The following is a 24,924-nucleotide window of genomic DNA, read 5'->3' on the forward strand; positions in this document are numbered from 1 at the left end:
TATCTTGAAAGTCGGGCTTGGCCATAGCCCCGCTCGAATTCACGCTGCTTTTCGCGATCGGATGGCGTTTTCGATCTGGATGCAGTGTATTTCGCCCATGAACACCAGTGTTTTCGATCTTTTCAAGCCCGGCGTGGGTCCTTCCAGCTCGCACACCATGGGCCCGATGACCGCCGCCGTGCGGTTCCTGGGCGAGCTGGCCGAGGCGGGACAACTGGCTGGGGTGGAGCAGGTGCGGGTCACGCTGCATGGCTCGCTGGCCTTGACCGGACGCGGGCACGCCACCGATCGGGCGGTGATGCTGGGCCTGATGGGCCATGCGCCCGCCACCCTGGACCCCGATGTGGGCGACGCCGCGCTGGAAGCCCTGCGCGCCAGTGGGCGGATGACGCTGGGAATGGGCGGGCCGACCATCGCGTTCGACGAGGCGCAGGACATCGCCTGGGAAGGCTTCAACCGCCTCCCGCGCCATCCCAACGCCCTGCGTTTCGCGGCCAATGTCTCAGGCGAGGTCGAGACCTTCGCGCGGGTCTACTATTCCACCGGCGGCGGCTTCGTGGCGTCGGAGGCGGAGATGAACGCCAACGCCCCGGCCGAATCGGCGCCCGTCCCCCATCCCTTCGCCTCGGGGGCCGAACTGGTGGCCAGCGCGGACGCGGCGGGGCTGTCGATCGCCGGACTGATGCTGGCCAACGAACTCGCGCTGCGCCCGGAAGCCGAGGTGCTGGCTGGCCTGGACCGCATCTTCGCCGACATGGAGGCCTGCATCGAGCGCGGCATGCGGATGGGCGGCGTGCTTCCGGGCGGCCTGAACGTGCGTCGCCGGGCCAGGCAGGCGCGCGACGAACTGGTCAGTCGGGCGGAGCGTCAGCTGGTCGACCCGCTGTCGGCCATGGACTGGATCAACCTGTGGGCCCTGGCGGTGAACGAGGAGAACGCCGCGGGCGGCCGGGTGGTGACGGCGCCGACCAACGGCGCCGCCGGGATCATCCCGGCGGTGCTGCGCTTCCACGACCGCTTCCATCGCGGCACGCCCGAGACCCGGCGCACCTTCCTGCTCACCGCTGCCGCCATCGGCGCGCTGTACAAGCGCAACGCCTCGATCTCCGGGGCCGAGGTCGGCTGCCAGGGCGAGGTGGGGGTGGCCTGCTCGATGGCGGCGGCGGGACTGGCCGCCGTGCTGGGCGCCACCACCGCCCAGATCGAGAACGCCGCCGAGATCGGCATGGAGCACAATCTGGGCCTGACCTGCGATCCGATCGGCGGGCTGGTGCAGATCCCCTGCATCGAGCGCAACGCCATGGGCGCGATCAAGGCCATCGACGCCGCCCGCCTGGCCCTGCTGGGCGACGGCCAGCACTCTGTCTCGCTGGACAAGGTGATCGCCACTATGAAGCGCACCGGCGACGACATGAAGGAGATCTACAAGGAGACCTCCCTGGGCGGGCTGGCGGTGAACGTCATCGAGTGCTGAACGCGTCTGCGTCCTTCGAGACGCCCCTTTGGGGCTCCTCAGGATGACGAGCGTGGGTGGGCCCGGGTGGTCGTACTCAATCCACAACCTTCGTCATGCTGAGGAGCGCGTAGCGCGTCTCGAAGCACGCAGGCCCCCGCCTACTTCACCGGCGTTTCCGCCCCGCCCTTCTTGGCGTCTGGAATTCCCAGCGGTGTGACCGGCGGGGCCTGCTCCCAGCCGCCGCCGAGCGCCTTGAATACGGTCACCTGGTCCGACGCCAGAAGTTGGCTGGAATTGGCCAGCGAGGACTGGGCGTTCACCAGCTCGGTCTCGGTGGTCAGCAGGTCCAGATAGCTGGCCGAGCCGTCGCGGTAACGCACCTGGGCCAAGGCGTACGCCCTCTGGTCCGCCTCCAGCGCCGCGGCCAGGGAGGCGTGGCGGCGCAGCTCGGAACCATAGCTGGTCAGGGCCTCCTCGGTGTCCTGCAGCGCCTGCAGCACCACGCCCTGGAAGTTGGCCAGCGAGGCCGAGGCCGTGCCGCGCGCCTGGCGGATCTGGGCCTGGGCCACCAGGGTGTTGGGGAAGTTCCAGGTCAGCATCGGCCCGACGCTCCACGCCAGCCCGCTGGCCGAGGCCAGGTTGCCGAGCTTGCTGGCCGATTCCAGGGCCGAACCGCCGATATCGATCGAGGGATACAGGTTGGCGGTGGCCACGCCGATCCGTTCGACATTGGCGGCGAGCTGGCGTTCCGCCTGGCGCACGTCGGGCCGGCGACGGAACAGGGACTGGGCGTCGCCCACGGGCAGGACCTGGTCCAGGACGGGCGGCGCGGTGCAGGCGTCGGCCGCCTTGGAGATGTCTTCCGGCGGGCGGCCGGTGAGCACGGCCAGTTCGAACAGGGCGGTGCGCCGCTGGCCCTCGAAGGTGGGGATGGTGGCGCGGGTCTGCTCGACCAGGGCGCGCTGGCGGGCGAGGTCGAAGTCCGACACCGAGCCGGCGTTCAGCTCTCCCGCGATGACGTCGTAGCCGTCGGTGGTGATCTTCAGCGACTGGTTGGCCACCGCCAGTTCCTGCGCGAATGCGCAGGCGTTGACGTAGGCGCGGGTGGTCTCGGCCGCGACGGTGATGCGGGTCACGTCGGCAGCGGCGGCCTGGGCCTGGTAGTCCGCCTTGGCCGCCCGGATCGAACGGGTGATGCGGCCGAACAGGTCCACCTCGTAGGAGACGTCCAGGCCGTAGGAATAGAAGGCTTCGGCGTTGGGGACTGGGCCGCTGCCCAGGCTCGAGCGGTTCTCGATGTCGGACACCAGCAGGGAGTCGCTGCTCACCCCATACTGGGCGCCCGCTGACAGCGTGGTGGACGGGAAGCGACCCGCGCGCGCCTGGGACAGCGCAGCGCGCGCCACGCTGAGGTTGGCGGCGGCCTGCAGCAGGTTGGTGTTGTGGGTCAGGGCGTCCTGGACCAGGGCGTCGAGCGCGGGGACGTTGTACAGCCGCCACCAGTTCGGCGGCGGGGGCGGCAGGGCGGTGATGTCGGGGGCGTTGGAGGCGAAGTTCCCGCCGCCGACCGCGTCCGGCGCGGGCGTCTTGGGCGGGACATAGCCCGGTCCGACCACGCATCCGCCCAGCGTCGCGACCAGGGCGGCGATCCCAGCGCCGCGCAGGACAGGATTTCGCAAGCGCTTGGCCATGCTCAAGTCTCCACCCCCGACGGCATGCCCCCGGTGGTCGGAACGTCCGGCTGCTTCTTTGGTGGCTTGGGCAGGCGATCCCCGAGCCAGCGCATCACCACGTAGAACACCGGCGTGAAGATCAGGCCGAAGATGGTCACCCCGATCATGCCGAAGAACACCGCCACGCCCAGCGCCTGGCGCAGTTCCGCGCCCGCACCATGGGCAAAGGCCAGCGGGATCACCCCCAGGATGAAGGCGAAAGAGGTCATCAGGATCGGCCGCAGGCGGGTGCGCGCCGCCTCCACCGCCGCTTCGAAGCGGTCGTGGCCATGCTCGATCTCGCCCTGGCGCGCGAACTCCACGATCAGGATGGCGTTCTTAGCCGCCAGTCCGATCAGCACTATGAAGCCGATCTGGGTCAGGATGTTGTTGTCCATCCCCATCAGGTTCACGCCGGTGATGGCGGCCAGCAGGCACATCGGGATGATCAGGATCACCGCCAGAGGCATGGTCACGCTTTCGTACAGCGCCGCCAGCAGCAGGAAGACCAGGATCACCGCCAGCACGAACACCAGCCCGGCCGTATTGCCCGCCGCCTGCTGCTGATAGGCCAGTTCGGTCCAGTCGTAGTGGAAACCCTCGGGCAAGACCCGGGCGGCCGCCTTTTCCATGGCGGCCATGGTCTGGCCGGTGGAGTGGCCGGGCGGCGTGCTCGCCTGCACTTCTGCGGAGGGATAGAGCTGGTAGCGCAGCACGCGGTACGGACCGGTGGTGCGGTGGACGTTGACCACCGCGCCCAGCGGCATCATCGCCCCGCTGGCGGTGCGCGTCTGCAGCTGCTGGATCTCCGACACGTCCTGGCGGTACTGGGTGTCGGCCTGGGCGAACACCTCGTAGGTGTGGTTCAGGTAGTTGAAGTCGTCGATATAGGTCGAGCCCAGATAGGTCTGGAGCGTGTCGAACACCGAGCTGTCGTTGACGCCGTAGTATTCCGCCTTGGTCCGGTCGATGTCGGCGAAGATGCGGGGCGTATTGGTGTTGAAGGTGAGGTAGGCGCCGGTGACGCTGGGGTCCTTGTTCACCTCCTCGACCACGGCCTGGGCGACCTGCTGAAGCCGCGCGTAGTCGGCCTTGCCGGTCTGGTCCTCCACGATCATCTTCACCCCGCCCTGGGTGCCGATGCCGCGCACCGGCGGCGGCGGCAGGATGCGGATCTGGGCGGACGGGTCGATCGAAAGCCGCTTCTGGGCGTCGGCGATCATGCCGTCCAGGGTGATGTGGTGCTTCTTGCGCTCGTCGAAGCTGTCCTCGATCAGGTAGGCCTGTCCCGCCGCCGCGTTGGTGGTCTGGCTGGAAGCGTCCACGCCGGCGTAGGAGGATGTCGCGATCAGGCCCTTCACCCCGAGCACCTGGGGGATGGTGCGCCGGATCAGCTCGTCGGTGCGCGCCAGCGAAGACCCGTTGGGCAGGTTCGCCGCCATGATCACGTTGCCCTGGTCCTGGGCGGGGATGAAGCCGATCGGGGTGGCGCCGATCCGCCAGACGGTGAGCGCGATCAGGCCCACATAGACCACCAGCATCAGCACGCCGAGCCGGATCAGCTTCTTGGTGACTGCGCCATAGCCGTTGGCCAGCCGGTCGAAGCCCTTGTTGAAGACGCGCGCAAACCCGCTGAACGGCTTCTCCCACGGCTTCAGGCGACGACCGCTGGCGTGCTTGGGCCGCAGCAGCAGGGCGGCCATGGCGGGCGACAGGGTCAGCGAGACGATCAGGGAAAAGATGGTCGCCGTGGCGATGGTCAGGGCGAACTGCCGGTAGAACTGGCCGGAGATGCCCGAGATCATGGCGGCCGGGATGAACACCGCCGACAGCACCAGCGCGATGGCGACCAGGGCGCCGCCCACCTCGTCCATGGTGGCGTGCGCGGCTTCCTGGGGCCCCATTCCGTGTTCGAGGTGGCGCTCGACGTTCTCCACCACCACGATGGCGTCGTCGACCACGATGCCGATGGCCAGCACCAGGCCGAACAGCGACAGGTTGTTGAGCGAGAAGCCCGCCGCCAGCATCACCGCGAAGGTGCCGACCAGCGAGACCGGGATGGCCAGGATGGGGATGATCGCCGCCCGCCAGCTCTGCAGGAACACGATCACCACGACGACCACCAGCAGCAGGGCCTCGAACAGGGTCTGGCGGACCTCGGCGATGGAGTCCTTGATGTACTGGGTCGGGTTGTAGATGATCTTGTAGTCGAGCCCCGGCGGGAAGCTCTTCTTCAGGACCTGCATCTCCTTCGTCACCGCATCGGCGGCGGCCAGGGCGTTGGTGCCCGGCAGCTGCAGGACGCCGATGGCGGCGGCGGGGTTGGTGTCCGGCTTGCCGTCGGTGAGGATGCCCAGATAGGCGTTGGTGGTGTAGTCCGCCGCGCCCAGGCTGACCCGGGCGATGTCCGAAACCCGGGTGATGCGGTTCTGGTCGTCGCGCTTGAGCACGATCTCGCCGAACTCCTGCGGCGTGATCAGGCGACCCTTGGCCTGGACTTGGAGCTGGTAGGCGGACGGCCGTGCGCCGAAGGGCGGCGAGCCGATATTGCCGGCGGCGATCTGGATGTTGTGGCTGCGCAGCTGGGTGACGATGTCGTCCACCGTCAGGTTGCGCGCCGCCGCCTTGTCCGGGTCGATCCAGATGCGGATGGAATAGTCGCGGGCCGCGCGGGTGCTGATGTCGCCCACGCCCTTTAGGCGCAGCAGCGGATTCTGAATCTGCAGGGTGACGTAGTTGGCGACGTAGGCCTGGTCGAGCGACTTGTCCGGCGAGTACATGTGCACCGCCAGCAGGATGTCGGGGCTGGACTTGCGGACGATGATGCCGGTCTGCTGGACCTGCTGCGGCAGGCGCGGCTGGGCGGTGGTCACCCGGTCCTGGACCAGTTCCTGGGACTTATCGAGGTCGGTGCCGAGCGCGAAGGTGACGGTGATCTGCAGCTTGCCGTCGCCGGTGGACTGCGAGGACATGTAGAGCATGTCCTGGACGCCGTTGATCTGCTCCTCGATCGGATCGGCCACGGTTTCGGCGATGGTTTCGGCCGAGGCGCCCGGATAGGTCAGCGTGACGTTGACCGTCGGCGGCACGATCTCGGGATACTGGGCGGCGGGCAGGTTCGGATAGGCGATCGCTCCCAGCAGGGTGATCAGGATGGCGATGACGGCCGCGAACACCGGCCGGTCGATCATGAAGTGGGAGAAACGCATCCGCGCGCGCCGCCCTTAGCGTGTCTGTTCGGCGAAGGTGCCGGCGGCCGGCGGCGGCGTCAGATCGGCCGGCGTTGGCGAGCTTCCGGGGTCGGGCGGGGTGATCGTGCCCTGCTGGATGCGCACCTTGACCCCGACCTTGGCCCGTTGGACGCCGCTGATGATCACATCCTCGTCGGCCTTGAGGCCCGAACGCACCACCCGCAGGCCGTCGACCGTGGGGCCGAACATGACCTTGCGCTGCTGGACCACGCCGTCATGGTCGACGACGTAGACGATCTGGTCGCTCTGCTGGCTGGTCACCGCGTCGTCGGGGATCAGCAGGGCGTCGTAGGCGCCCGAGCCCAGCAGCCGCAGATGCCCGAACAGGCCCGGCGTGAGCAGGTACTTGGGATTGGCGATCAGAGCCCGGCCGCGGATGGTGCCCGAATTGGTGTCGAGCTGGTTGTCCACGAAGTCCATCCGGCCATGGATGGCGAAGTCGGGTTGGTCCTGAAGGCGGATGTCCACCGGGTTGGCGAAGCGGCGCGACGAGGGGCGGTCGCCGGCCTGGGATTGCCGCTCGTACTTCAGATACAGCGACTCCGCCCCGTTGAAGGTGAAGCGGATCGGGTCGAGATCGACCACGTTGGTCAGGATGGTGCTGTCCTGGGTCACCAGGTTGCCCACTGCGAAGCGGCGGTCGGACGCGCGGCCGTTCAGCGGCGAGATCACCCGCGTGAACACCAGGTTCAGGGCGGCGGTCTCGACATTGCCCTTGGCGGTCAGCACGTCGGCGGCCGACTGCTGCTCGGTGGACAGGCGGGTCTGGTATTCCTGCTCGGAAATGGCGTGCGCGGCCAGCAGCTTGACCGCCCGGTCGAGCTCGACCTTGGCGTTGGCGAGGGTGGCCTCCGCATGGGCGAGCTGGCCCTGCGCCTGATCGAGCGCCGCCTTGTAGGGGCGCGGGTCGATGACGAACAGCACCTGGCCCTTGTGGACGATCTGGCCGTCGGTGAAGTTGATCGACTGCAGGTAGCCGGACACCCGGGGCCGCACGTCCACCGAGTTCACCGCGTCGAACCGGCCGACGAAATCATCCCAGTCGACGATCCGCTTGGACAGGGGCTTGGAGATGACGACGGTGGGCGGCGGCGGGGCGGTCTTGGGCTTGGCGTGGCAGCCCGCCGCGATCAGACAGGCGACGCTCATCAGCACAGCCTTGCGCATTCGATATAGTCTCCACCGGACGGGCGCGGGTTAGGACAGTAGAGCTACTGGCGCAACGCTTCTAACATTGCGTTTGGAAATGCTGAATGCGATTCGCCGCGCCGAGGCGCCGCTCATTTTCACCAGACATCGTCGGCGTTTACCGCACAAACCGAGCCTATGGAACAGATCATCGAGACACCGCCCGGCGCCGGCTAGTAGACGCCGGCGTCGGTTGAGCGCGCCCTGGGTTTTCGCGGATTCGCTTCCTTGCGGGTCCGCAGATTTCGATCGGCGTCATCCCCGGATCGGAGACGGTCCGCAAATAACCGTCAAGATTTCGCGGCGAACTTCTGGATCAGGCTGAGCGCCAGCCGCTGGACGGCGGAGCCGCCGAAGTCCGCGCCCCCCGCATTGCAGACCGCGATCACCGCAAGCCCCTTGGCCGGACCGATCATGGCGGTGGAGGACCAGTAGCCGTTGTAGCTGCGCTGGGTCAGCACCGGGCCCTGGGCCCAGCTGCGCTCGGTGCTGACCAGCCATCCCGGCGCCGGTCCGGTCGGATCGTCCACGATCGGCGAGGCGATGTGCGGCAGGCTGCGCGGCTGCAGGTAGTCGCCGCCGTTGGTCAGGAAGATGCGTACGAACTTGGCGTAGTCCTCCAGCGACAGGTGAACCCGACTGGCCGGACCAAACACCGGCGGGTCGTCCGCCTCGGCGGCGGGGTTGACCTGGAGGTTGTGCTTCTCGTCGAGCCGCGCATGGCCCCAGGGCTGGTCGCCCGTCGGCGCGCCGAAACCCGCGCTGTCCATGCCCAGGGGACCGAACAGCTCCGCCGAGATGGCGGTTTCCCAATCCATTTTTGTCGCCCGTTCGATCGCGGCGCCGACCAGCACATAGCCGGCGTTGGAGAAGACGTAGTCGCCCCGCCGTCCTACTGGCGGCGCGGCCAGCACGGCCTTGGCGAAGGCGGTGCGCTGGGCGGGCAGGGAGCGGGTGTCGTTCAGCCACTTGTGCAGGGCTTCGGGCGTGGCGAACGGTTCGTCGCTGACCCCGGCCACGTGGGCCATCAGCTCCTCGATGGTGACGTCGCGCCAGGACTCCTCAGGCGTCAGGTCGGGGAACAGGTCGGGCACCTTGGCCCCCCAACGCACCCGGCCGGACTCGGCTACGCGGGCGTACAGCGCCGCGGTCATGGCCTGGGTGTTGGAGCCGATCAGCCACAGGTCCTGGGCGGTGACCGGGATCTTCTGGCCGCTGCGCCGGCGTCCGATGGCCTCGAGCCCGACGATCCCCTTGGGGGTGATCACCGCGCCGCCGAGCGCCGGGACGTGGGACTGGTCCAGTAGGGCCGGCAGGGTGATGCGCGGCAGCACCCGCTGGCCGAGTTGGGCGATGCCGGCGCCACCGGCCAGCATCAGGCTGCGGCGGTCGATCACGCGACGGCTTCCGCCACGCGCAGATAGGCGCCCAGGCCCTCGACCACCGCATCCATGTGCTCGGGCAGGCCGACGGTGATCCGCAGGCCGTCGCCGATCTGGTAGCCGCCCAGGCCGCGCACCAGCACGCCCCGCTGCGCCAGGAAGGTTTCGGCCTCCGCCGCCGTGCGCCCGGCCTCGCTGGGGAAGCGCACCAGCACGAAGTTGCCGAGCGAGGGGTAGACCTTCAAGCCCAGCCGCTTGAGGCTGGCTTCCAGACGTGGGCGCTGTTCGATCACCAGCGCGCGGGAGCGGTCCAGAAACGCCTGATCCGCCAGCGCTGCCGTCGCCGCCGCCTGGGCCGGCAGGTTGATGTTGAATGGCGCGCGGATACGATCCATGGCGTCGATCATCGCCGTCGCCGCATAGGCCCAGCCGACCCGCAGCGCCGCCAGCCCGTACATCTTGGAGAAGGTGCGGCAGACGATGACGTTGGGCGCCGTGCGCGCCAGTTCCAGGCCATCCTCATAGGCGGGGTCGTCGGCGAATTCGGCATAGGCGCCGTCCAGCACCAGGACCACGTCGGAAGGCAGCGCCGCGTGCAGGCGACGCACCTCCGCCCCGGAAATCCAGGTCCCGGTCGGGTTGGACGGATTGGCGATGAACACCAGGCGGGTGCGCGCGTCCACCTGCTGGAGCACCTGGTCCACATCGATGCGGAACTCGGGCTCGGGGGCGAAGCGCACCTCGGCCTGGGCGGCGCGGGCGGCGATGCGGTAGGCCAGGAAGCCGTACTGGCCTTGCACCATGTTGTCGCCGGGCTGGCAGTAGACCTGACACAGCAGGGTGAAGATCTCGTCGGAGCCGCAGCCGAAGATCAGCCGCTCCGGCTCCAGCGCGAAACGCTCGGCCAGGGCGCCGCGCAGGCCGTTGCTCCGTCCGTCGGGATAAAGGTGCAGCTTGCCCGCGACGCCGACGTAGGCCCGCCGCGCTGCGTCGCTGGTCCCCAGGACGTTTTCGTTGGAAGACAGCTTCAGCGGGTCGGCGAAGCCTTCGGCGCTGGACTTGCCGCCGACATAGGGGGCGATGTCCAGGATGCCGGGCTTGGGCTTTGGGACCAGGGGCGAGGTCGGGCGGGTGTCGGTCATAGGGGTTCGAGGCGTTTCCGTTTCGCGCAGATAGCGCCTGGATCGGAGCGGCTTCAAGGCGGCCGAGCTTGCGCCTTGCAGCGGGCGTCCCGACCAGTGCAGAAAAAGGCGCGCCGGTACGGCCGCAAGATAGGCTAAAAATGAACGATCCAGACCACAGCGACGGGATTTCCGAGGTGAGGGCGGATCAATCGGCGACCGGGCGAGCCGGTCCGCACTGGGTGTTCGGCTACGGTTCGCTGATGTGGCGGCCGGGCTTCGACTATCTCGAAAGCCAGCCGGCGCTGCTGCGCGACCATCGCCGGGCCTTCTGCATCTATTCCGTCCATCATCGCGGCACGCCGGAGCGGCCGGGCCTGGTGCTGGGCCTGTCGGCGGGCGGGTGCACGCGCGGGACCGCCTATCGGGTGGACGACGCCATCTGGCCCCAGGTCTACGCCTACCTGCTCGAGCGCGAGCAGCCCACCGAGACCTATGTCGAGGCGCATGTGCCGGTGGTGCTGGCCGAGGGCGGCCGGGTCACGGCCACGGCCTTCCTGTCCGACCGAGACCACCCGCAGTGGGCGGGCGACCTCGGCGTCGAGCGCCAGGCCGAACTGATCGCCGGGGCTTCGGGTCTGTCGGGCCGCAACATCGATTATCTCCGCGACCTGGTCGCCCACCTGCACGAGGCGCAGGCGGAGGACCCCGACATGGACGCCCTGCTGGCCCGGGTGGAGGCGCTGGAAGCGGCGGCGTTGCGAACCGCGGTCTGACCGCTCTCCGTTCAGCTCGCCTCCAGCAGGACGTTGGACGTCGTCTCGATCTCCTGCTCCAGCCGCGCCATGAAGGCGTGGCGGCTCAGTCCCGGCGGAATGGGCGGCAGGAACTCGAACACCGCCAGGCCTGAATACTTGGCCAGACCATGGGCCGGCCAGACCAGTCCCGAATTGGAAGCCATCGGCGCGCACACAGCCTGGAGGTCCCGGTACAGCACCCCGACGCCACCCTTGTAGGCCGGCGGCGCACCGGGCTCGGTCCGGGTGCCCTCGGGATAGATCAGCACCTGCCGGCCCTGCGCCAGGGCCGAGGCGGTGGCGTGGTTCATGGCGCGCAGGGTGACTGCACCGCCCTTGCGGTCGATGGGGATCATCCCGGACTTCCAGGCGTACCAGCCGAAGATCGGAATCCGCATCAGCTGCTTTTTCAGGATGATGCAGGGATCGCGCAGCGCCAGCACCGCGATGATGATGTCGATCATGCCCTGATGCTTGGCCGCGACCAGGCAACCGGTGGTGGGCAGGTTCTCGCGCCCACGAATCTCCACCCGCGCGCCGACCAGCAGACGCAGCGCCAGGATCATCCCCCGCGCCCACAGCCGCATGGGGAACAAGGCCACCTTTCGCGGGGCCAGCATCACCGGCAGGAATAGCAATCCGATCACCAGCGCCGAGGCGAAGCTCCATACCGCCAGCAAGGCGGCGCCCACCAGGCTTCGCCGTCCGCGTCTCATGCCGCCGTATTCTCCGTCGCATTTTCCGAAGGTGTAGGTCCTGGCCTGGTCCGCTCCGGCGCGTCGCCGCCGCGATGATGCAGTCCGGACAAGCCGTTGCGACCGAGCACCGCCAGGTACTTGCAATACTCCAGCGCCATGCGCCGCGCCGCGCTCGGCGTCGCCCACCAGCGATGCGCGTCCAGGCTCTGGCTCGCCACCGGATAGGGATAGAGCGCCACCCCCGGCATGGCGGCGTGCAGTTCCTGGATGGCGCGGGGCATGTGGTAGTCCCCCGTCACCACGATCAGCGAGCGGTAGTGGTGATAGCGCGCCCAGCCGGCGGTCTCGTGAGCGTTGCCGAGCGTGTTCTCCGCCTCGAACCCCAGGTCCACGCAGCAGTCGAAGGCGCGGCCGGCGCTGGTGGTGGTGTCGCGCACCTGGGCGCGGGTCGCCTCCCGGTTGACCCCCGAGATCAACAGGCGCTGGCCGAGCCCCTGTTCCAGGAGTTCGGTGGCCGCTTCGATCCGCAGCGAGGATGCGCCGGTCAGCGCCACCACCCCGTCGGCCCGGGGCGGATCGGTCGCCGGGGTGGAGTCCGCGATCCGCGCGGCGAAGGCCCAAAGCCCCGCGGCCCAGATCACCACCAGGAGCAGCACCAGGGTGAGGGTCTTCACGCCATCCCCTTCATGTGGCTTGGCCCCTCATGTGGTCTGGCCCAGGATCGACATCGCCGTGCGCCGCGCCGCCACCGCCGCCACTAGGGCCGCGGCCAGGGGACAAGGGACGGCTGCCACCAGGTCGGTCCACGCCAGCGGCAGGGCGGGGGTGAAGCCATTGCTTCCGCCCAGGCTTCGCGCCAGGGCCGCCAGCACCACCGCCGCCAGTGCGCCGTACCCGCCTGCGCGTGCGGCGAGGAAGGCGAAGCGGCGCTGGAACAGTCCGGCGATGAAGCGATCCCTGGCTCCGGACAGGTGCAGCACCTCGACCACGTCGCGCCGCGCCGCCAATCCCGCGCGGGTGGCGAAGGCGATCACCGCCCCAGCGGCGGCGGCGACCAGGAGCGCCCCGATCGATCCTATGCCCCGCACAGCGGCGCCCGACGCCTCCACGTCCTTCATCCAGCGGCTGTGATCGTCCACGGTGGCGTCCAGCCCCTCGGCGTCCAGCGCGGCGGTCAGGGCGGCCGCATTGGCCGGATGGGCGGGGTCGAGCTCGACGGTCACCAGATGGGGGATGGGCAGGTCGTCGGGGATGTTGCCCTTGCCGAGCCAGGGTTCCAGCAGCTTTTCCGCCGCCGCGCGGTCCAGGGCCTGGGCCTCCTGCACACCGGGCACGCCGGCCAGGGCCTCGGCGGCGCGGGCGGCGGCCTCCGACCCGGTCTCGCCGGCCTTGGGCCGCACCTGCACCGTGGCCGACGCGCCCAGCTCGCGGCGCCAGCCCGAGGCCGCGCGGCCGGACGCCAGCATGGCGAACACGCTCATGCAGGCCAGGAAGCACAGCGCCGCCACCACGAAGGTCAGCGCCCGGTCCCGCCCGTCCTGGGTCGGCAGCAGGGGCGCGGGCCGCCAGTCCATCCAAGCATCATCCTGGGGGTCGCCCCGGGTGCGCGCCTCGTTCGCCGCCATCGTCGCGCTCATTCCTGAGGGCTTACGCGCTCGGGCTGCGCGCGCACAAGGCGACCATCGGTCAGATGCAGCACCGGCATGCCCGATTGGCGCACGAGAGTCTGGTCGTGGCTGGCGATCAATACGGTGGCGCCCAGGCGGTTCATCTCCACGAACAGGCGCAGCAGGCGAAGGCTCATGTCCGGGTCGACATTGCCGGTGGGCTCGTCGGCGATCAGGATTTCCGGACGCACCACCACCGCCCGCGCGATGGCCAGGCGCTGCTTTTCGCCACCGGACAGGGTCGGCGGCATGGCCAGCATCCGCCGGCCGAGCCCCACCCACTCCAGCAGCTCCGCCACGTCCTTGCGGTAGTCGTCGGGGCGCATCCCCGCGATCCGCAGCGGCAGGGCGACATTATCGAAGGCCGACAGGTGGTCGAGCAGGCTGAATTCCTGGAACACCACCCCGATCCGGCGCCGCAGCTTGGGCAATGCGGCCCGCTCCAGGGTCGAAACGTCCTGGTTGAACAGGTGGATCAGCCCCCGCGAGGGCCGATGGGCCAGATAGATCAGCTTCAGCAGCGAACTCTTGCCTGCGCCGGACGCGCCGGTAAGGAAATGGAAGGACCCCGGCGCCAGACTGAGGTTAATGTCCTTCAGCACCTCCGGAGCGCGACCGTAGCGCATGCCGACCCCCTCGAAGCGCACGACAGGCGCGCCGGATGCGGCGGACGCGCCAGCCCCCTCGCCCGTCCTGCGCGCAGCGGATCGGCGCGAGGTCGTGGGCGCGTTTGTGGGATCGTCTGGAAAAGGGTCGGGCCTGGGCATGGGAGCCGGAAGCGGCGATCTCCGATGGACAAGCGCTGAGGTTCAGGTTCAGGCGCCATGATACTGACCTGTCCTCACTGCGCCACGCGATATTTCGTCGATGAGGCCCGTCTCGGTCCGCAGGGCCGCACGGTGCGCTGCGCCGGATGTCAGCAATCCTGGCGCGCCGAGGCCCCGGAACCCGAGCCGCTCGAACTGACGCCCGAGGCCGATCCCGATCTCGAAGCCGCCGAGAAGTTTCCCGACGACCTGCCCAAGACCTTCCGCGCGCGCGTGGAGGCGAAGCGCCGCACGCGCCGCGCGGTCGCTGCGGGAGCCGTTTGGGCGGCGCTGGCGGCCGGTCTGGCGACCCTGATGCTGTCTGCGGCGATCTTCCGGGTCCAGATGGTGCAGCTCTGGCCGCGCACCGCCGGGGCCTACGCCGCGCTCCGCATGCCGGTGAATCCCCTGGGGCTGGCGCCCGACGGGGTGCAGGCCGCGACCGACCTGCAGAATGGCCAGGCGGCCCTGACCGTCACCGGCGCCGAACGCAATGTCGATCCCGGCGCGCGGGCGCCGGCGCCGCTGCGGGTGAGCCTCTACGACAAGGCGGGCCACCGGCTGGCGCAGAAGATCGTCCGGATCGCCCCCGGCCCGATCCAGGCCGGCGAGAGTCGCCCCTTCCGCGTCAGCTTCCTGAACCCGCCGCTGGCCGGCGCCCAGGTGGGCGTGGACTTCGTGTTCGAGCCCCGCGCCCGAGCCGTCGCCCGGCCGTCTCCTGACGCCGCAAAGAGGATCGCCAGCGCTGGTCCGCAACTCCGCGCGCGGGGCCTCGCCCTGCCGACCTTGCCGACGACGGCGGCGAAGCCGGCCCGGTCGGTGCCCCAGGGCTCGCCCTACGCCCTGCCCGCCGCCGCGCGGGGCCAGACCCTCCCGATCCCGAATGGCTGAACCCCAGGTCCTCCTCTCCGCCGGAGAGGTGAGCGCTGCGGTGGAGCGGCTGGCGCAGCGGATCGCGCCGGTGATCGACGATGAGACGGTGGTGGTCTGCCTGCTGACCGGCGGCCTCTGGTTCGCCGCCGACCTGACCCGCGCGCTTGCCGCCTGCGATCGCCACCCCCTGTTCGACGCCATCTGGCTGGCCTCCTACGGCGATACGCGGGCGAGCCGGGGCGAGGTGGAGGTGCGCGCAGGACTGCAGCGGCCGGCGACGGGCCGACGCGTGCTGGTGGTGGACGATGTGCTGGATTCCGGGCTTTCGCTTTCGCAGGCTCGGGGGATCGCCCTGGCGGCGGGGGCGACGGAGGTGCTGACGGCGGTGTTCGCTCGCAAGCCCTGGCCCGAACCGCGTGGGATCGAGCCGGATTTCGTGGCCTGGGAAGCGCCGGGACGTTTCCTGGCGGGTTACGGCATGGATGCGGCAGGGCGCTTTCGCGGCCTGCCTCAAATCATTGCATTGGACTGAAGACCGAAGGTCGGGCGGGAGCGGCTTTTACGCGCCGCTCCCGCGACAGTGGGGTCATTCGTATAAAGTCGATCAGAAGCCGGCGACCCGCCAAGCCGTTTGGATGGTCTTGCCCTGGGTGGCGTACTGCAGGGTCTGGCGTTGGGTCTCGCCAAGCTTTTGCACGGCTTCCTCGCGAACCGCCGTCCGGCAGACCGCCTGGGCGTTGAGGGACTTGCCGGCGTCGCGGCAGACATGGACCGCGGCGGCGTCCACGCGGGTCTGGAAGCGGGCCGCGTCGCTGGGATTGGACAGGTCGAGGTCGGCCACCTGGACATGGGCCCGGGCGGGAATCTCGGCGGCGTGGGCGACCGAACCGATGGCGGACAGCGGGATCGCGGCCATCGCGATGTAGGTCACAGAGGTCAGGATGTTGATGAACTTGCTCATTGTGGTCTCTCCGGGGTTTGAATGTCGCCCGCCTCAGCGGTGGGCCAACGAATAGTCGCCCATGCTTCGGAAAACCAATTAAGCCTGCGTCATGACGTCCTTTTAACAAACTTACGCAGGAGTCATGAAAGTAAATGAAGGTTCTGTAATTCTAAATTGCTCGTAATGTTCGAGTTTTAGTTGATTTTTGAGCTTGCGCACTTTCTCGCTGCACGAACGAAGCCGTGCAGATTGCGAGATGGAGCCTTTGCGCTGTCCTCTGGATAGACGCCCTCGGTCCTCCGCTCATCCCCGCGAAGGCGGGGACCCAGATTCATTCTGAGGCGTTGGCTGGCTTGATCTGGATTCCCGCCTTCGCGGGAACGAGCGGCTGGGGAGAGGCGCGCAAGGCTTCGTTAAAGGGCCACGCTGGCGCCAAGACGCCTTACCCGCCCAGCGTCTCCGCCGCGTCGTAGGCCTTCAGCAGCCGCGCGGGCGCCACGTTGCGCCAGCGGCGCTCGATCATCCGGCGCAGGGTGGGGGCGTCCAGGGACGCCAGGCGCGCCAGCACCGCCGGATAGCCGTCATAGTGCGGCGTGGTGTGGAAGGTCTGCGGGTCAGCCTCGATCAGCAGGTCGCGCTCGTCCATGGGCGTGTCCAGCAGCACCAGGCTGTCGTCCTCGGGACGCAGCCGGATCAGCAGCTTGCCGCGCACCTTCAGCGCCGGCGTGCCGTAGGAGGTGGACAGCTCCACCTCCGGCAAGGCCGACCCGATGGCGACCGCCTCGTCCCAGGTCACGGAGGGTTCAGCCGCCCTTGGCCGGGCCGGTGAAGCCCCAGGCGTGGCCAAAGGGGTCGCGGACCTTGCCCATGCGGCCGTAGAACTCGTCGTTCGCAGGGCGGATCACCGTGCAGCCGGCGGCGATCGCCCGGTCGAACCAGTGATCCACATCGGCGACGGAGAGCGAGATGGTGCAGGTGGTGCCGCCCAGCGCCTTGGGGCTGCGCATGCCGGTGATGGTCTCGTCGAAGCCGTCGGCCAGCATGACGTCGCCACCGTTGATGCTCAGCGTCGCGTGGCCCAGCCGGCCTTCCCAGGGATAGGTTTCGCGCACCTCGGCGGCGAAGGCGGTCTTGTAGAACTCGATCGCCGCGAAGCCGTCGTCCACGGTGAGATAGGCGCTTACTGGAGAATAAGAGGTCTGTTCGGTCATATATCCCTCCTTCTGAAAGCGCGGCCAGACTAGCACGGTTTGCGTCCCTTGCGGGTGACGACGCCCCCGTCGATGCGCTAGACCGCGTGTCTTCCGGGTGGAAAGCCCGGGTTGAAACGATCGGGAGGATCAATGGCCGACGCGTACGACCTGCCCAAGGGCGATCTGATGGCCGGCAAGCGCGGCGTGGTGATGGGCGTGGCCAACGCCAACTCCATCGCCTGGGGCATCGCAGCCCAACTCGCCGCCCAGGGCGCGGAGATGGCCTTCACCATCATGGAGATGATGGAAAAGCGCGTGCGCCCGCTGGCCGACAGCATCGGCGTCAAGACGCTGATCCCCTGCGAGGTTACCGACGACGCTTCCATGGAGGCCGCGTTCAAGACCATCGAGGACACCTTCGGGACCATCGACTTCCTGGTCCACTCGATCGCCTTCTCCGACAAGAACGAGCTGAAGGGCTCGTTCGTGGAGAACACTACGCGCGGCAACTTCGCCCGCTCGATGGACATCTCGGCCTATTCGTTCGTGGACGCCTCGCGGCGCGCGGCCCGGCTGATGCCCAGGGGCGGGTCGCTGGTGACCCTGACCTATCTGGGGTCCGAGCGGACCATCCCCAACTACAACGTCATGGGCGTGGCCAAGGCGGCGCTGGAGGCGTCGACCCGCTACATCGCCCGCGACCTGGGGCCGAAGAAGATCCGCTGCAACGCCATCTCGGCCGGCGCGGTGCGCACCCTGTCGCTGGCCGGCATCTCGGGCGGGCGGGGCATGCTGGCCCACGGCCGCGCCTGGGCGCCGCTGCAGGAGGACACCGCCGTGGAGAGCGTGGCGGGCTGCGCCTTGTGGCTGCTGTCGGACCTCGGCCGCTCCACCACCGGCGAGGTGGTCCACGTGGATGCGGGCTTCCACATCGTCGGCCTGCCCGACGAGGAGGGCGGCGCGGAATAGCCGCCCCTTCCACGCCTTGACCGGGGGACGCGACGCACGGCCATGATGGGCGCGAAGGAGACTTGGCCCTGACGCACGCGCCTGACGCCCCTACCCCGGATGTGGCCGATATCGGCGCCCCGGAACCGCCCGCCGCCGCCACGCCGCGCCGGCGGGCCAAGGCCGGCGACGTGCTGAAGGCGCTGGGGCGGCCCAAGGTGCTGGTGATGTTGGCGCTCGGCTTCTCTTCGGGCCTGCCGTTCATGCTGGTCGGCAACACCTTCAACTACTGGTTGGGCGACGTACATATTGACCTGGCGGTGATCGGGTTCGCCTCGTGGGTGGGGCTGTCCTACACCTATCAGTTCTTTCTGGCGCCACTGGTCGACAGCCTGTCCCTGCCTTGGATCGGTCGGCTGGGGCGGCGGCGCAGCTGGATCGGCCTGACCCAGGTCCTGGTCATGGCCGGCCTCTTCGGCATGGCGGCCAGCGACCCGCGCACCCACCTGGCGCAGGCGGTGATGTTCGCCATCTTTGCGGCCCTCGGCTCGGCCACCCAGGACGTGTCGATCAACGCCTGGCGCATCGAGTCGGCGGCCGACGGCATGGAACTGGACCTGCTGACCAGCGCCTATTCGCTGGGCTATCGCACGGCCAATATCCTGACTGGCTCGGTGATCCTGATCATGGCCGAGAAGCTGGGCTGGCCAACCTGCTATGCCATCTTCGCTGCTTTGATGCTGGTGGGCGTGGGCGCCATGCTCACCGCCCGCGAGCCCCAGGCGGCTGCGCGCGCCCTGGCCAAGCGCACGGGGCTGAGCCTGCGGCGGGCCTATGACGCTGTGGCGGGACCCTTCATCGCCTTCTTCCGCAGCCTGGGCTGGGCGGCGCTGCTGATCCTCCTGACCGTGACCACCTACCACCTGTGCGACTATCTGCGTGGGCCAGTGATCAACCCCTTCTACGTCCAGGTCCACCTGTCCAAGGCGCTAGTGGGCACGGTGCGACTGGTGGTGGGGCTGCCGGCCTCCATGATCGGCATAGCGGCGGGCGGCCTGTTCGCGGCCCGCTTCGGCCACCTGAAGGCGCTGATCGTGGGGGCGGTGCTGCAGCCCCTGGCGGTGGCCAGCTTCGCCATCCTGGCGACGACGGGGCCGGACACGCATGTCTTCATCGGCCTGATGGCTTTCGACGACTTCTCCATGAGCTTCGCGGGCGTGGTGCTGATCGCCTACATCTCCACCCTCACCTCGCTGGGCTACACCGCCACCCAGTACGCCCTGCTGGTCTCGGCGGTGAACCTCACCGGCAAGACGCTGAAGGGCTTCTCCGGGGAGCTGATCAAGCTCCAGGTCCGTGGTGCGCGGGACCTGACCCACGCCTACGCCCTCTACTTTATCGAGGCGGCGGCGGTGGGGGCTGTGGCGCTGCTGCTCTGCATATGGCTGGCCGCGCTCGACCGACGGCGGGACAGGCGGGCGCTCGCCGTCGCCTAAAAGGCGCATACCGCCCTGAACCTGTGTCTTCAGAGCACCGCCGCCCAGCGACATAAGGGCTGCGCCCGTCTCTACGCGCCTTCGTCGTTAGACTTTCTCAACACGTATGTTAGAGTTTCTATCGACGCTGCGCCTTTGGAGGGATTCGCATGCTTTCGCGCCTCTTCACCCAACATCCCCAGGAAATGGGCGAGACCTATTGGGAGCATCAGCGTTTCGCGCTCGGCTTCGCCTTCAGCCTGTTCTCGGCCGGAGCGGCTTGCGCGGTCCATGCGGTGGTTCCGGGGCTGTGCAAGCGCACCGGCAGCCGCGCGATCGAAACCTTGCACGACCGCTTGACGGCGAGCCGCAGACTGGGTGGCGCCGCCCCGTCCCAGCTCCCACATGCAATGCCGTAAGGTGAGCGCCCGCTTCATGTGAGACGGGAGCCCTATCTTCACCTTCGGCGTTTCGACTTCGTCATGCGGCGGACCAATTAAAGCCGCGGTCGCTTTCGAGAATGGTGTAAAGGGGGATCGCATGGCGCGTATCAGTTCCAAGCTCGTGACGATCGTGGCCGCCTGGTTCGCCCTGTGCAGCGCCGCCTTCGCGGCTGCGCCCTCGGATTCCACCGCCCCTTCGGCTCAGTCCCAAGCCCCGATCTCCGCTTCGATGAGTTCGGACCTGCCGGTGGCGACCACCACCGAAGACCAGACCGCCAAGCAGATCGACGCCTGGCTCGCCAACGACGGGTCCGGCGCTCGGCCGCCGCAGGGACCGGGGCCTGACCTGGGCCCCCCGCCGCCCCGCGCCATCCACGGCGAGGCCAGCGTGGGCATAGGGTCCAACGGCGCTCGCGAGGCCTATGTCGCCGCCGACATCCCCATCGGCGACCGCAGCGATCTCGGCGTTTCACTCTCCGACACCAAGCTGCCCAGCTATCACGGTCGCGGCGGCGGCGAGTACAAGTCCGTGGGCGTCAGCCTGTACATCGACACTTCCAAGAACGGCCGCGCGCCTTGCGGACAGCCGCGCTGGGGCGAGCCCCTGCCGTCCGACCAGGGCGGTCCGGCCTGCGCCGGCGGTGAAGCGGCCGGCCTGATGCCGGGTATCAACGCCATGGCGGCCCAGGCGGCCCGCTAGGGTCAGCCGACCTTGCGCGGCTGCGCCAAGGCGCGACGCCAAACCTCGCCGTCGTAGCTGAAATCGTTGTCGGCATAGAGCCGCCGCACCGGCCCGTTGCGCGAGGTCTCGACGATGCGCCCGACCGCCGCCGCGTCCGTCCGCGCCATGACCGACAGCATGTGCTCCAGGAAGCGGTGCTCCACCCGCAGCCCGATCACCCGGCAGCTCATGGCCAGGGCGATGATCTCGCCGCCTTCCACTACAGCCGCCGCCACCAGGCCATAGTCGCCGAAGCGGTCTCGGGCGTGGGCGATGAACACCTCGCCCGCAGCCGCATGCCGCGCCAGCTCGCCGGCGGAGAAGCGGCGGCCGGTGGTGGTGAACTGGGTGGTGCGTAGGAACAGCTCGCCCACCCGCTCCAGCGCCGGGCCTTCGCGCGGTTGATCGAAGCTGCAGACCACCCGGAGCGAGGCCACGAAGTCCTGCTCCTGGCCGCCGGCGCGCTCCCGCTCGCGGCCGAGCTGGGCCTTGGTCAGCTCCGTGCGGGCGGCGGACTCCTCGGTGACTTTCGAAACCTGCAATCGTGCATCGGACAGCAGGATGCGGCGCAGTGCGAACGGGTCCTCTCCCAGCACCTCCACCTCCGGCAGGGCCTGCCGGACCCGCTCCCGCTCCAGCGGGTGGTCGTCGATGAACACGAAGGCGTCGAGCGCGAAGCCCAGCTCCTCGGCGATCGAGGCGATGTTGGTGGGCTTGTCGGCCCAGTTGACCCGCCAGGTGACGAAGTCGTCCGGGGTCAGCAGCCGCTCGTGCGGATAATGCTCCGGATAGCGCCATAGCTCGCGCACCAGCGCCTCGTCGTTCTTGCTGACGCAGGCCAGCACGATCCCGCGTCGTTTCAACGCCTTCAGCGCCTCGTGCAGGCCGAAATACAGCCCGACATAGGAATAGGCTCCGCTGATCTCCGGGGTCCAGGCGAAGGGCGCGCCGGTCTCGGCCAGCACGCCGGGCCATAGGGTCCCGTCCAGATCGACGATCACGCACTTCTTGCGGTCGAGCCCAAGCAGGGCGCCGAGCGCATCCATGTGGGCCTTGGCGACCGTGGTCTCGCGCCCATAGGGGCTTCCACCCAGCGCGGTGGCCAAAGGCTCGACGTCCGGGAACAGGCCGTGCACCGCCGCCAGCTCGCTTTGCGGCCGCTGCAGCATCCAGCCTGGCGAGCCGAAATGGGTGAAGCCCACCAGCCCATCGTCGAGCAAGTGCGCCGAGCCCTCCGCATTGATCGCCGCCGCCACGTCCACCACGTGCACATCGCCATAGGCCGCCGCCAGCGTCTCCAGTTCCAGGTTCAACCGACGGAAGCGGTTGCGATGGCCGTGCACGCCCCGGTCGGCGAACCCGAGCGGCTGGACGGTGGGTTCGGGCAGGTTGTCGATCAGGATCGGCGCGTCGCTGTGCGCGCGCAGGCCCTGGATCACCTGACGCGCCTCGGCCAGATAGATCGCCGCCGGATCGCCGCCATGCTCGGCCGGCGAGCCGCTGGCCACCGCGCGGCGCGACCTGAGCGCCCCGATCAGGATCGCCTGGTGCGGCCGTTCCCCGGCCAGCCGGGCGTCGCCGGGAAAGCCGGTGGCCACGCGCACCTCGACGCCGCGCGCGACCCCCTCGCGCCGCAGGAAGTCCGCCTCCATCTGCAGCTCGCAATCCCCGAACAGCAGCACGTCCAGCCGGTGCTTGAGCGGTCGGCCCAGCTCGCCCACGCCCTGGGCCTGGGACACCGACCAGTAGGGATCGGCGCCCTCCTTGGCCTGGCGGCGCAGCTGGTCGAGCGCCTCGCCGGGATCGCGGCCGTGCAACTCCGCCAGCCGGGCGGCGACCTCGGCGGCCTCGCCCACGGGATCGCGATCGGTCAGCACACCCCGCTCCATCAACGCCGCGAGGCACCCCGCCAGCGTATCCTCATCGAAGCTGTAGCGGCCGTTGAGCCATGCCATGCCGTCGGGCATCTCGCGCGGCGTCTCGAACCAGGCCAGGATGTCGGCGACCTCCGCATCGACCACCAGGCGCAGATGGCTGATCGCGTGGATCACCAGGATGCGGTCGGCGTCGAGCGGGGTCAGGTGGACGTAGGTCGACCGGCGGATCAGCATTGGCGCACGGCCTCCTCACATCTCGCCGCAGCCTCCGCGCCCCGCATTGCCTCTTGGTTAACGGCTTGGCTCTTACACCTTCGATCCTGTCCGTTTGCGCGTGAAAACAGGCCGATGTCGCATCCTTCAGACGCTTCCCCGCCACCGCTTCTCCAGCCTGGGGATGTCCTTCCCTTCTGCTACGGCATGACCGGCGAGCAGCGGTACTTCTCCTTCGAGGATCAGGCGGGTCGCCCGGCGGTGCTGATCCTGGCGGGCGAGCAGCCCCCCTCCGCGGTTGCGGGGTTGATCGAGGCCTTCGCCTTGTTGACCAACGACTTCGCCGCCCGCGCCGCCGACATCTGGGTGCTGGCGATGGCCGGGGCGCCGGGCTGGGCGACAGCCAAGACGCCGCCGGGGGTGAGGCTGTTGCACTGCATGGATGCGGCCCTGTTCGCGGCTGTGGGTGCCTCGCCGGCGGTGGTGATCGCGGATCGGGCGCTGAGGCTCGCGGCGGTCGTGGACAGCCGCGACGCCGGGGCCGCCCCGGCCATAGCCCTCGCTATTCTGGACGCCCTGCCTGGCGACCCGGCCCACGAGGTCCGCTGCCCTGCGCCCGTGCTGATCCGGCCCGCCCTGCTGGACGCCGACCTGTGCCGCCGCCTGATCGCCCGCTTCGAAGCCGGCGAGCATGTCCAGGGGGCCATGGCCTCGATGGACGCGGAGGGCGCGGCGATCAACCGGGTGGATGCGGGCAAGAAGCACCGCCGCGACCTGATGCTGGACGCCGAGGAGCCGCTGCATATCGAGGTGATGACCGCGCTCTCCACGCGCCTGGTGTCCGAGATCGCCAAGGCCTTCCAGGTGCAAGTGGCGCATGTGGATCGCATCCTGATCGCCCGCTACGACGACACCGGCGGCTACTTCCGCCGTCACCGGGACAACTCCTCCGCCCATCTGGCCTATCGCGAGTTCGCCCTGTCGGTGAACCTGAACGCCGGCGCGTTCGAGGGCGGGCGGCTGCTGTTCCCCGAATACGACGACAACCGCTACGACCCGCCGACCGGTGCGGGCATGGTGTTCTCGGCTTCGCTGCTGCACGAAGCGGCGCCTGTGGTCCGGGGCCAGCGCTATGTGCTGCTCACCTTCCTGCACAGCCAGGCGGCGGAGATGCGCCGGCAAGCCTTCGTCGGCGTCGAAGCGGAACAGCCTGCCGCCTAGAGGCCGAACCAAGGCCCTTTTGCATGGCGCGATATCTCGCCATTAAGGGCGCACGCCCTCGATCCGCAGGGCCCTCGGGAGTTCCTGTGTCGCGTACGGTTTCCAGAATCGCCGGACTGCTTCCGCCCTCGCTGCGCCGGGCGGCTGCGGGCGCGTGGCTGGACGCCAAGAGCCTGCCTGCGCGTGTCAGGGACCCGGTCCGCCGGGGCGAGCCCTGGCAAACCCTGCACAATGTGGGCGGCGGCGACTTCGCCAGGGCCGGTCTGGAGAACCTGGAGCTTCTGCGCGCCTACGCCGGCCTGACGCCCGATAGCGACGTGCTGGATATTGGCTGCGGCGCCGGGCGCATGGCCTGGCCGTTGGCGACCTATCTGCATCCCGGCGCCGCCTACGTTGGCTTCGACGTTTCGCCCAAGGCTGTCTCGCTTTGCCGCCAGCGGTTTTCCCCCGTGCGGCCGGACTTCCGCTTCATCGAGGCCGACGTCGCCAACCGCGAGTACCGGGCCGGCGGCCAGGAGCCGGAAGACCGCTACCGGTTTCCGGTCGACGACGCCTGTATCGACGTCGCCTTCGCCACCTCGGTGTTCAGCCACATGACGCTGGCCTCGATCCGGCGTTACCTGAGCGAGACGGCGCGGACCTTGAGACCGGGCGGCCGATTCCTGTTCACCGGCTATGCGCTGACGCCCTCTCGGAGCGAGGCCCTGGCGCGCGGGGAGGGCCGTTTCGCCTTTCGACCGTGGCAGGAGGGTTCGATGGTGATCGATCCCCGCTCGCCCGAGCGGGCGATCGCCCACCCGCTTCCCGATTTCCTCGACGCCGTTCACGCCGCCGGCCTGACGATGGCCGACGAGGTCAAGCTCGCGGGTTGGCTCGGTCCCGCCGATTATCCGGGCGGCCAGGACCTGTTCGTCGTGCGCAAGCCTTCCGCCGCATAGG

The 24,924-nt window shown here is 69.0% G+C and carries 23 protein-coding genes; 10 read left to right on the forward strand and 13 right to left on the reverse strand.

All coding sequences use genetic code 11. The features are described from left to right. Nucleotides 1-97 precede the first annotated feature (97 nt). Nucleotides 98-1,474 carry an L-serine ammonia-lyase gene (locus GSQ87_RS17265; RefSeq protein WP_158916552.1) on the forward strand — a complete coding sequence of 459 codons (1,377 nt, stop codon included), beginning with the start codon at nucleotides 98-100 and terminating at the stop codon, nucleotides 1,472-1,474. Nucleotides 1,475-1,614: 140 nt separating this feature from the next. Here GSQ87_RS17265 and GSQ87_RS17270 read toward each other — a convergent pair whose 3' ends face one another. The 5 genes from GSQ87_RS17270 to hisC form a co-directional block, all read right to left on the reverse strand. After that, complete coding sequence (locus tag GSQ87_RS17270) at nucleotides 1,615-3,147, reverse strand: efflux transporter outer membrane subunit (protein WP_158916553.1); 1,533 nt, start codon at nucleotides 3,145-3,147, stop codon at nucleotides 1,615-1,617. A 2-nt stretch (nucleotides 3,148-3,149) separates the two neighbouring features. Further along, nucleotides 3,150-6,377 (reverse strand): efflux RND transporter permease subunit, encoded by a 3,228-nt coding sequence (locus GSQ87_RS17275; RefSeq protein WP_158916554.1) that lies wholly within the window; start codon nucleotides 6,375-6,377, stop codon nucleotides 3,150-3,152. A gap of 15 nt (nucleotides 6,378-6,392) precedes the next feature. Next, complete coding sequence (locus GSQ87_RS17280) at nucleotides 6,393-7,586, reverse strand: efflux RND transporter periplasmic adaptor subunit (protein ID WP_158916555.1); 1,194 nt, start codon at nucleotides 7,584-7,586, stop codon at nucleotides 6,393-6,395. A 311-nt stretch (nucleotides 7,587-7,897) separates the two neighbouring features. Next, nucleotides 7,898-9,004 carry a serine hydrolase gene (locus tag GSQ87_RS17285; RefSeq protein ID WP_158916556.1) on the reverse strand — a complete coding sequence of 369 codons (1,107 nt, stop codon included), beginning with the start codon at nucleotides 9,002-9,004 and terminating at the stop codon, nucleotides 7,898-7,900. Beyond that, nucleotides 9,001-10,131, reverse strand: a complete 1,131-nt coding sequence (gene hisC / locus GSQ87_RS17290) for a histidinol-phosphate transaminase (protein WP_158916557.1) — start codon at nucleotides 10,129-10,131, stop codon at nucleotides 9,001-9,003. Before hisC ends, GSQ87_RS17285 begins: the two co-directional genes overlap by 4 nt. Before the next feature lie 140 nt (nucleotides 10,132-10,271). On the opposite strand from hisC, the gene GSQ87_RS17295 reads away from it, so the two are divergent. Continuing rightward, entirely contained in the window at nucleotides 10,272-10,886 is a 615-nt protein-coding gene (locus tag GSQ87_RS17295) for a gamma-glutamylcyclotransferase (RefSeq protein WP_158916558.1), read from the forward strand. A gap of 11 nt (nucleotides 10,887-10,897) precedes the next feature. Here GSQ87_RS17295 and GSQ87_RS17300 read toward each other — a convergent pair whose 3' ends face one another. Genes GSQ87_RS17300 through ftsE form a run of 4 tightly spaced genes read right to left on the reverse strand, consistent with a single transcriptional unit; the run spans nucleotide 10,898 to nucleotide 14,039 of the window. Next, nucleotides 10,898-11,623 carry a 1-acyl-sn-glycerol-3-phosphate acyltransferase gene (locus GSQ87_RS17300; protein ID WP_158916559.1) on the reverse strand — a complete coding sequence of 242 codons (726 nt, stop codon included), beginning with the start codon at nucleotides 11,621-11,623 and terminating at the stop codon, nucleotides 10,898-10,900. After that, the gene (locus tag GSQ87_RS17305) at nucleotides 11,620-12,279 is read right to left on the reverse strand and encodes a YdcF family protein (RefSeq protein WP_158916560.1); all 660 of its coding nucleotides are present in this window, start codon (nucleotides 12,277-12,279) and stop codon (nucleotides 11,620-11,622) included. Before GSQ87_RS17305 ends, GSQ87_RS17300 begins: the two co-directional genes overlap by 4 nt. A gap of 27 nt (nucleotides 12,280-12,306) precedes the next feature. After that, on the reverse strand, nucleotides 12,307-13,230 hold the full coding sequence (locus tag GSQ87_RS17310) for an ABC transporter permease (protein WP_254063058.1): 924 nt from the start codon (nucleotides 13,228-13,230) through the stop codon (nucleotides 12,307-12,309). A gap of 8 nt (nucleotides 13,231-13,238) precedes the next feature. Further along, nucleotides 13,239-14,039, reverse strand: a complete 801-nt coding sequence (gene ftsE / locus GSQ87_RS17315) for a cell division ATP-binding protein FtsE (RefSeq protein ID WP_158916561.1) — start codon at nucleotides 14,037-14,039, stop codon at nucleotides 13,239-13,241. A gap of 57 nt (nucleotides 14,040-14,096) precedes the next feature. On the opposite strand from ftsE, the gene GSQ87_RS17320 reads away from it, so the two are divergent. Then, nucleotides 14,097-14,969 (forward strand): MJ0042-type zinc finger domain-containing protein, encoded by an 873-nt coding sequence (locus GSQ87_RS17320; RefSeq protein ID WP_158916562.1) that lies wholly within the window; start codon nucleotides 14,097-14,099, stop codon nucleotides 14,967-14,969. Then, nucleotides 14,962-15,483, forward strand: a complete 522-nt coding sequence (locus GSQ87_RS17325; protein WP_158916563.1) for a phosphoribosyltransferase — start codon at nucleotides 14,962-14,964, stop codon at nucleotides 15,481-15,483. The genes GSQ87_RS17320 and GSQ87_RS17325 overlap by 8 nt, the downstream gene beginning before the upstream one ends. Nucleotides 15,484-15,555: 72 nt before the next feature. Here GSQ87_RS17325 and GSQ87_RS17330 read toward each other — a convergent pair whose 3' ends face one another. The 3 genes from GSQ87_RS17330 to GSQ87_RS17340 all read right to left on the reverse strand — a co-directional run bounded on the left by GSQ87_RS17330 (nucleotide 15,556) and on the right by GSQ87_RS17340 (nucleotide 17,105). Continuing rightward, nucleotides 15,556-15,912, reverse strand: a complete 357-nt coding sequence (locus GSQ87_RS17330) for a UrcA family protein (protein WP_158916564.1) — start codon at nucleotides 15,910-15,912, stop codon at nucleotides 15,556-15,558. A 424-nt stretch (nucleotides 15,913-16,336) separates the two neighbouring features. Further along, the gene (locus GSQ87_RS17335) at nucleotides 16,337-16,690 is read right to left on the reverse strand and encodes an MmcQ/YjbR family DNA-binding protein (RefSeq protein WP_158916565.1); all 354 of its coding nucleotides are present in this window, start codon (nucleotides 16,688-16,690) and stop codon (nucleotides 16,337-16,339) included. Between the two features lie 7 nt (nucleotides 16,691-16,697). After that, entirely contained in the window at nucleotides 16,698-17,105 is a 408-nt protein-coding gene (locus tag GSQ87_RS17340) for a VOC family protein (RefSeq protein ID WP_158916566.1), read from the reverse strand. 132 nt (nucleotides 17,106-17,237) lie between these two features. Between GSQ87_RS17340 and GSQ87_RS17345 the strand changes: the two genes are divergently transcribed. The 4 genes from GSQ87_RS17345 to GSQ87_RS17360 all read left to right on the forward strand — a co-directional run bounded on the left by GSQ87_RS17345 (nucleotide 17,238) and on the right by GSQ87_RS17360 (nucleotide 20,653). Then, complete coding sequence (locus tag GSQ87_RS17345) at nucleotides 17,238-18,056, forward strand: enoyl-ACP reductase (RefSeq protein ID WP_158916567.1); 819 nt, start codon at nucleotides 17,238-17,240, stop codon at nucleotides 18,054-18,056. Nucleotides 18,057-18,118: 62 nt separating this feature from the next. Continuing rightward, nucleotides 18,119-19,531 (forward strand): MFS transporter, encoded by a 1,413-nt coding sequence (locus tag GSQ87_RS17350; protein WP_254063061.1) that lies wholly within the window; start codon nucleotides 18,119-18,121, stop codon nucleotides 19,529-19,531. A gap of 149 nt (nucleotides 19,532-19,680) precedes the next feature. Then, nucleotides 19,681-19,929: a DUF6356 family protein gene (locus GSQ87_RS17355; protein ID WP_158916568.1), complete on the forward strand. Its 249-nt coding sequence runs from the start codon at nucleotides 19,681-19,683 to the stop codon at nucleotides 19,927-19,929. Nucleotides 19,930-20,050: 121 nt separating this feature from the next. Beyond that, nucleotides 20,051-20,653, forward strand: coding sequence for a hypothetical protein (locus GSQ87_RS17360; RefSeq protein ID WP_158916569.1), 603 nt, complete (start codon nucleotides 20,051-20,053; stop codon nucleotides 20,651-20,653). Between the two features lie 2 nt (nucleotides 20,654-20,655). On the opposite strand, the gene GSQ87_RS17365 is transcribed toward GSQ87_RS17360, so the two are convergent. Continuing rightward, the gene (locus tag GSQ87_RS17365) at nucleotides 20,656-22,785 is read right to left on the reverse strand and encodes an HAD-IIIC family phosphatase (RefSeq protein ID WP_158916570.1); all 2,130 of its coding nucleotides are present in this window, start codon (nucleotides 22,783-22,785) and stop codon (nucleotides 20,656-20,658) included. Between the two features lie 114 nt (nucleotides 22,786-22,899). Here GSQ87_RS17365 and GSQ87_RS17370 point away from each other — a divergent pair, with 114 nt between their 5' ends. Beyond that, on the forward strand, nucleotides 22,900-23,985 hold the full coding sequence (locus GSQ87_RS17370; RefSeq protein ID WP_158916571.1) for a 2OG-Fe(II) oxygenase: 1,086 nt from the start codon (nucleotides 22,900-22,902) through the stop codon (nucleotides 23,983-23,985). Between the two features lie 86 nt (nucleotides 23,986-24,071). Continuing rightward, nucleotides 24,072-24,923, forward strand: coding sequence for a class I SAM-dependent methyltransferase (locus GSQ87_RS17375; protein ID WP_158916572.1), 852 nt, complete (start codon nucleotides 24,072-24,074; stop codon nucleotides 24,921-24,923). The last annotated feature ends 1 nt before the right edge of the window (nucleotide 24,924 follow it).

The sequence above is a fragment of the Caulobacter sp. S45 genome, assembly GCF_009765965.1.
Lineage (GTDB): Bacteria > Pseudomonadota > Alphaproteobacteria > Caulobacterales > Caulobacteraceae > CAHJWH01.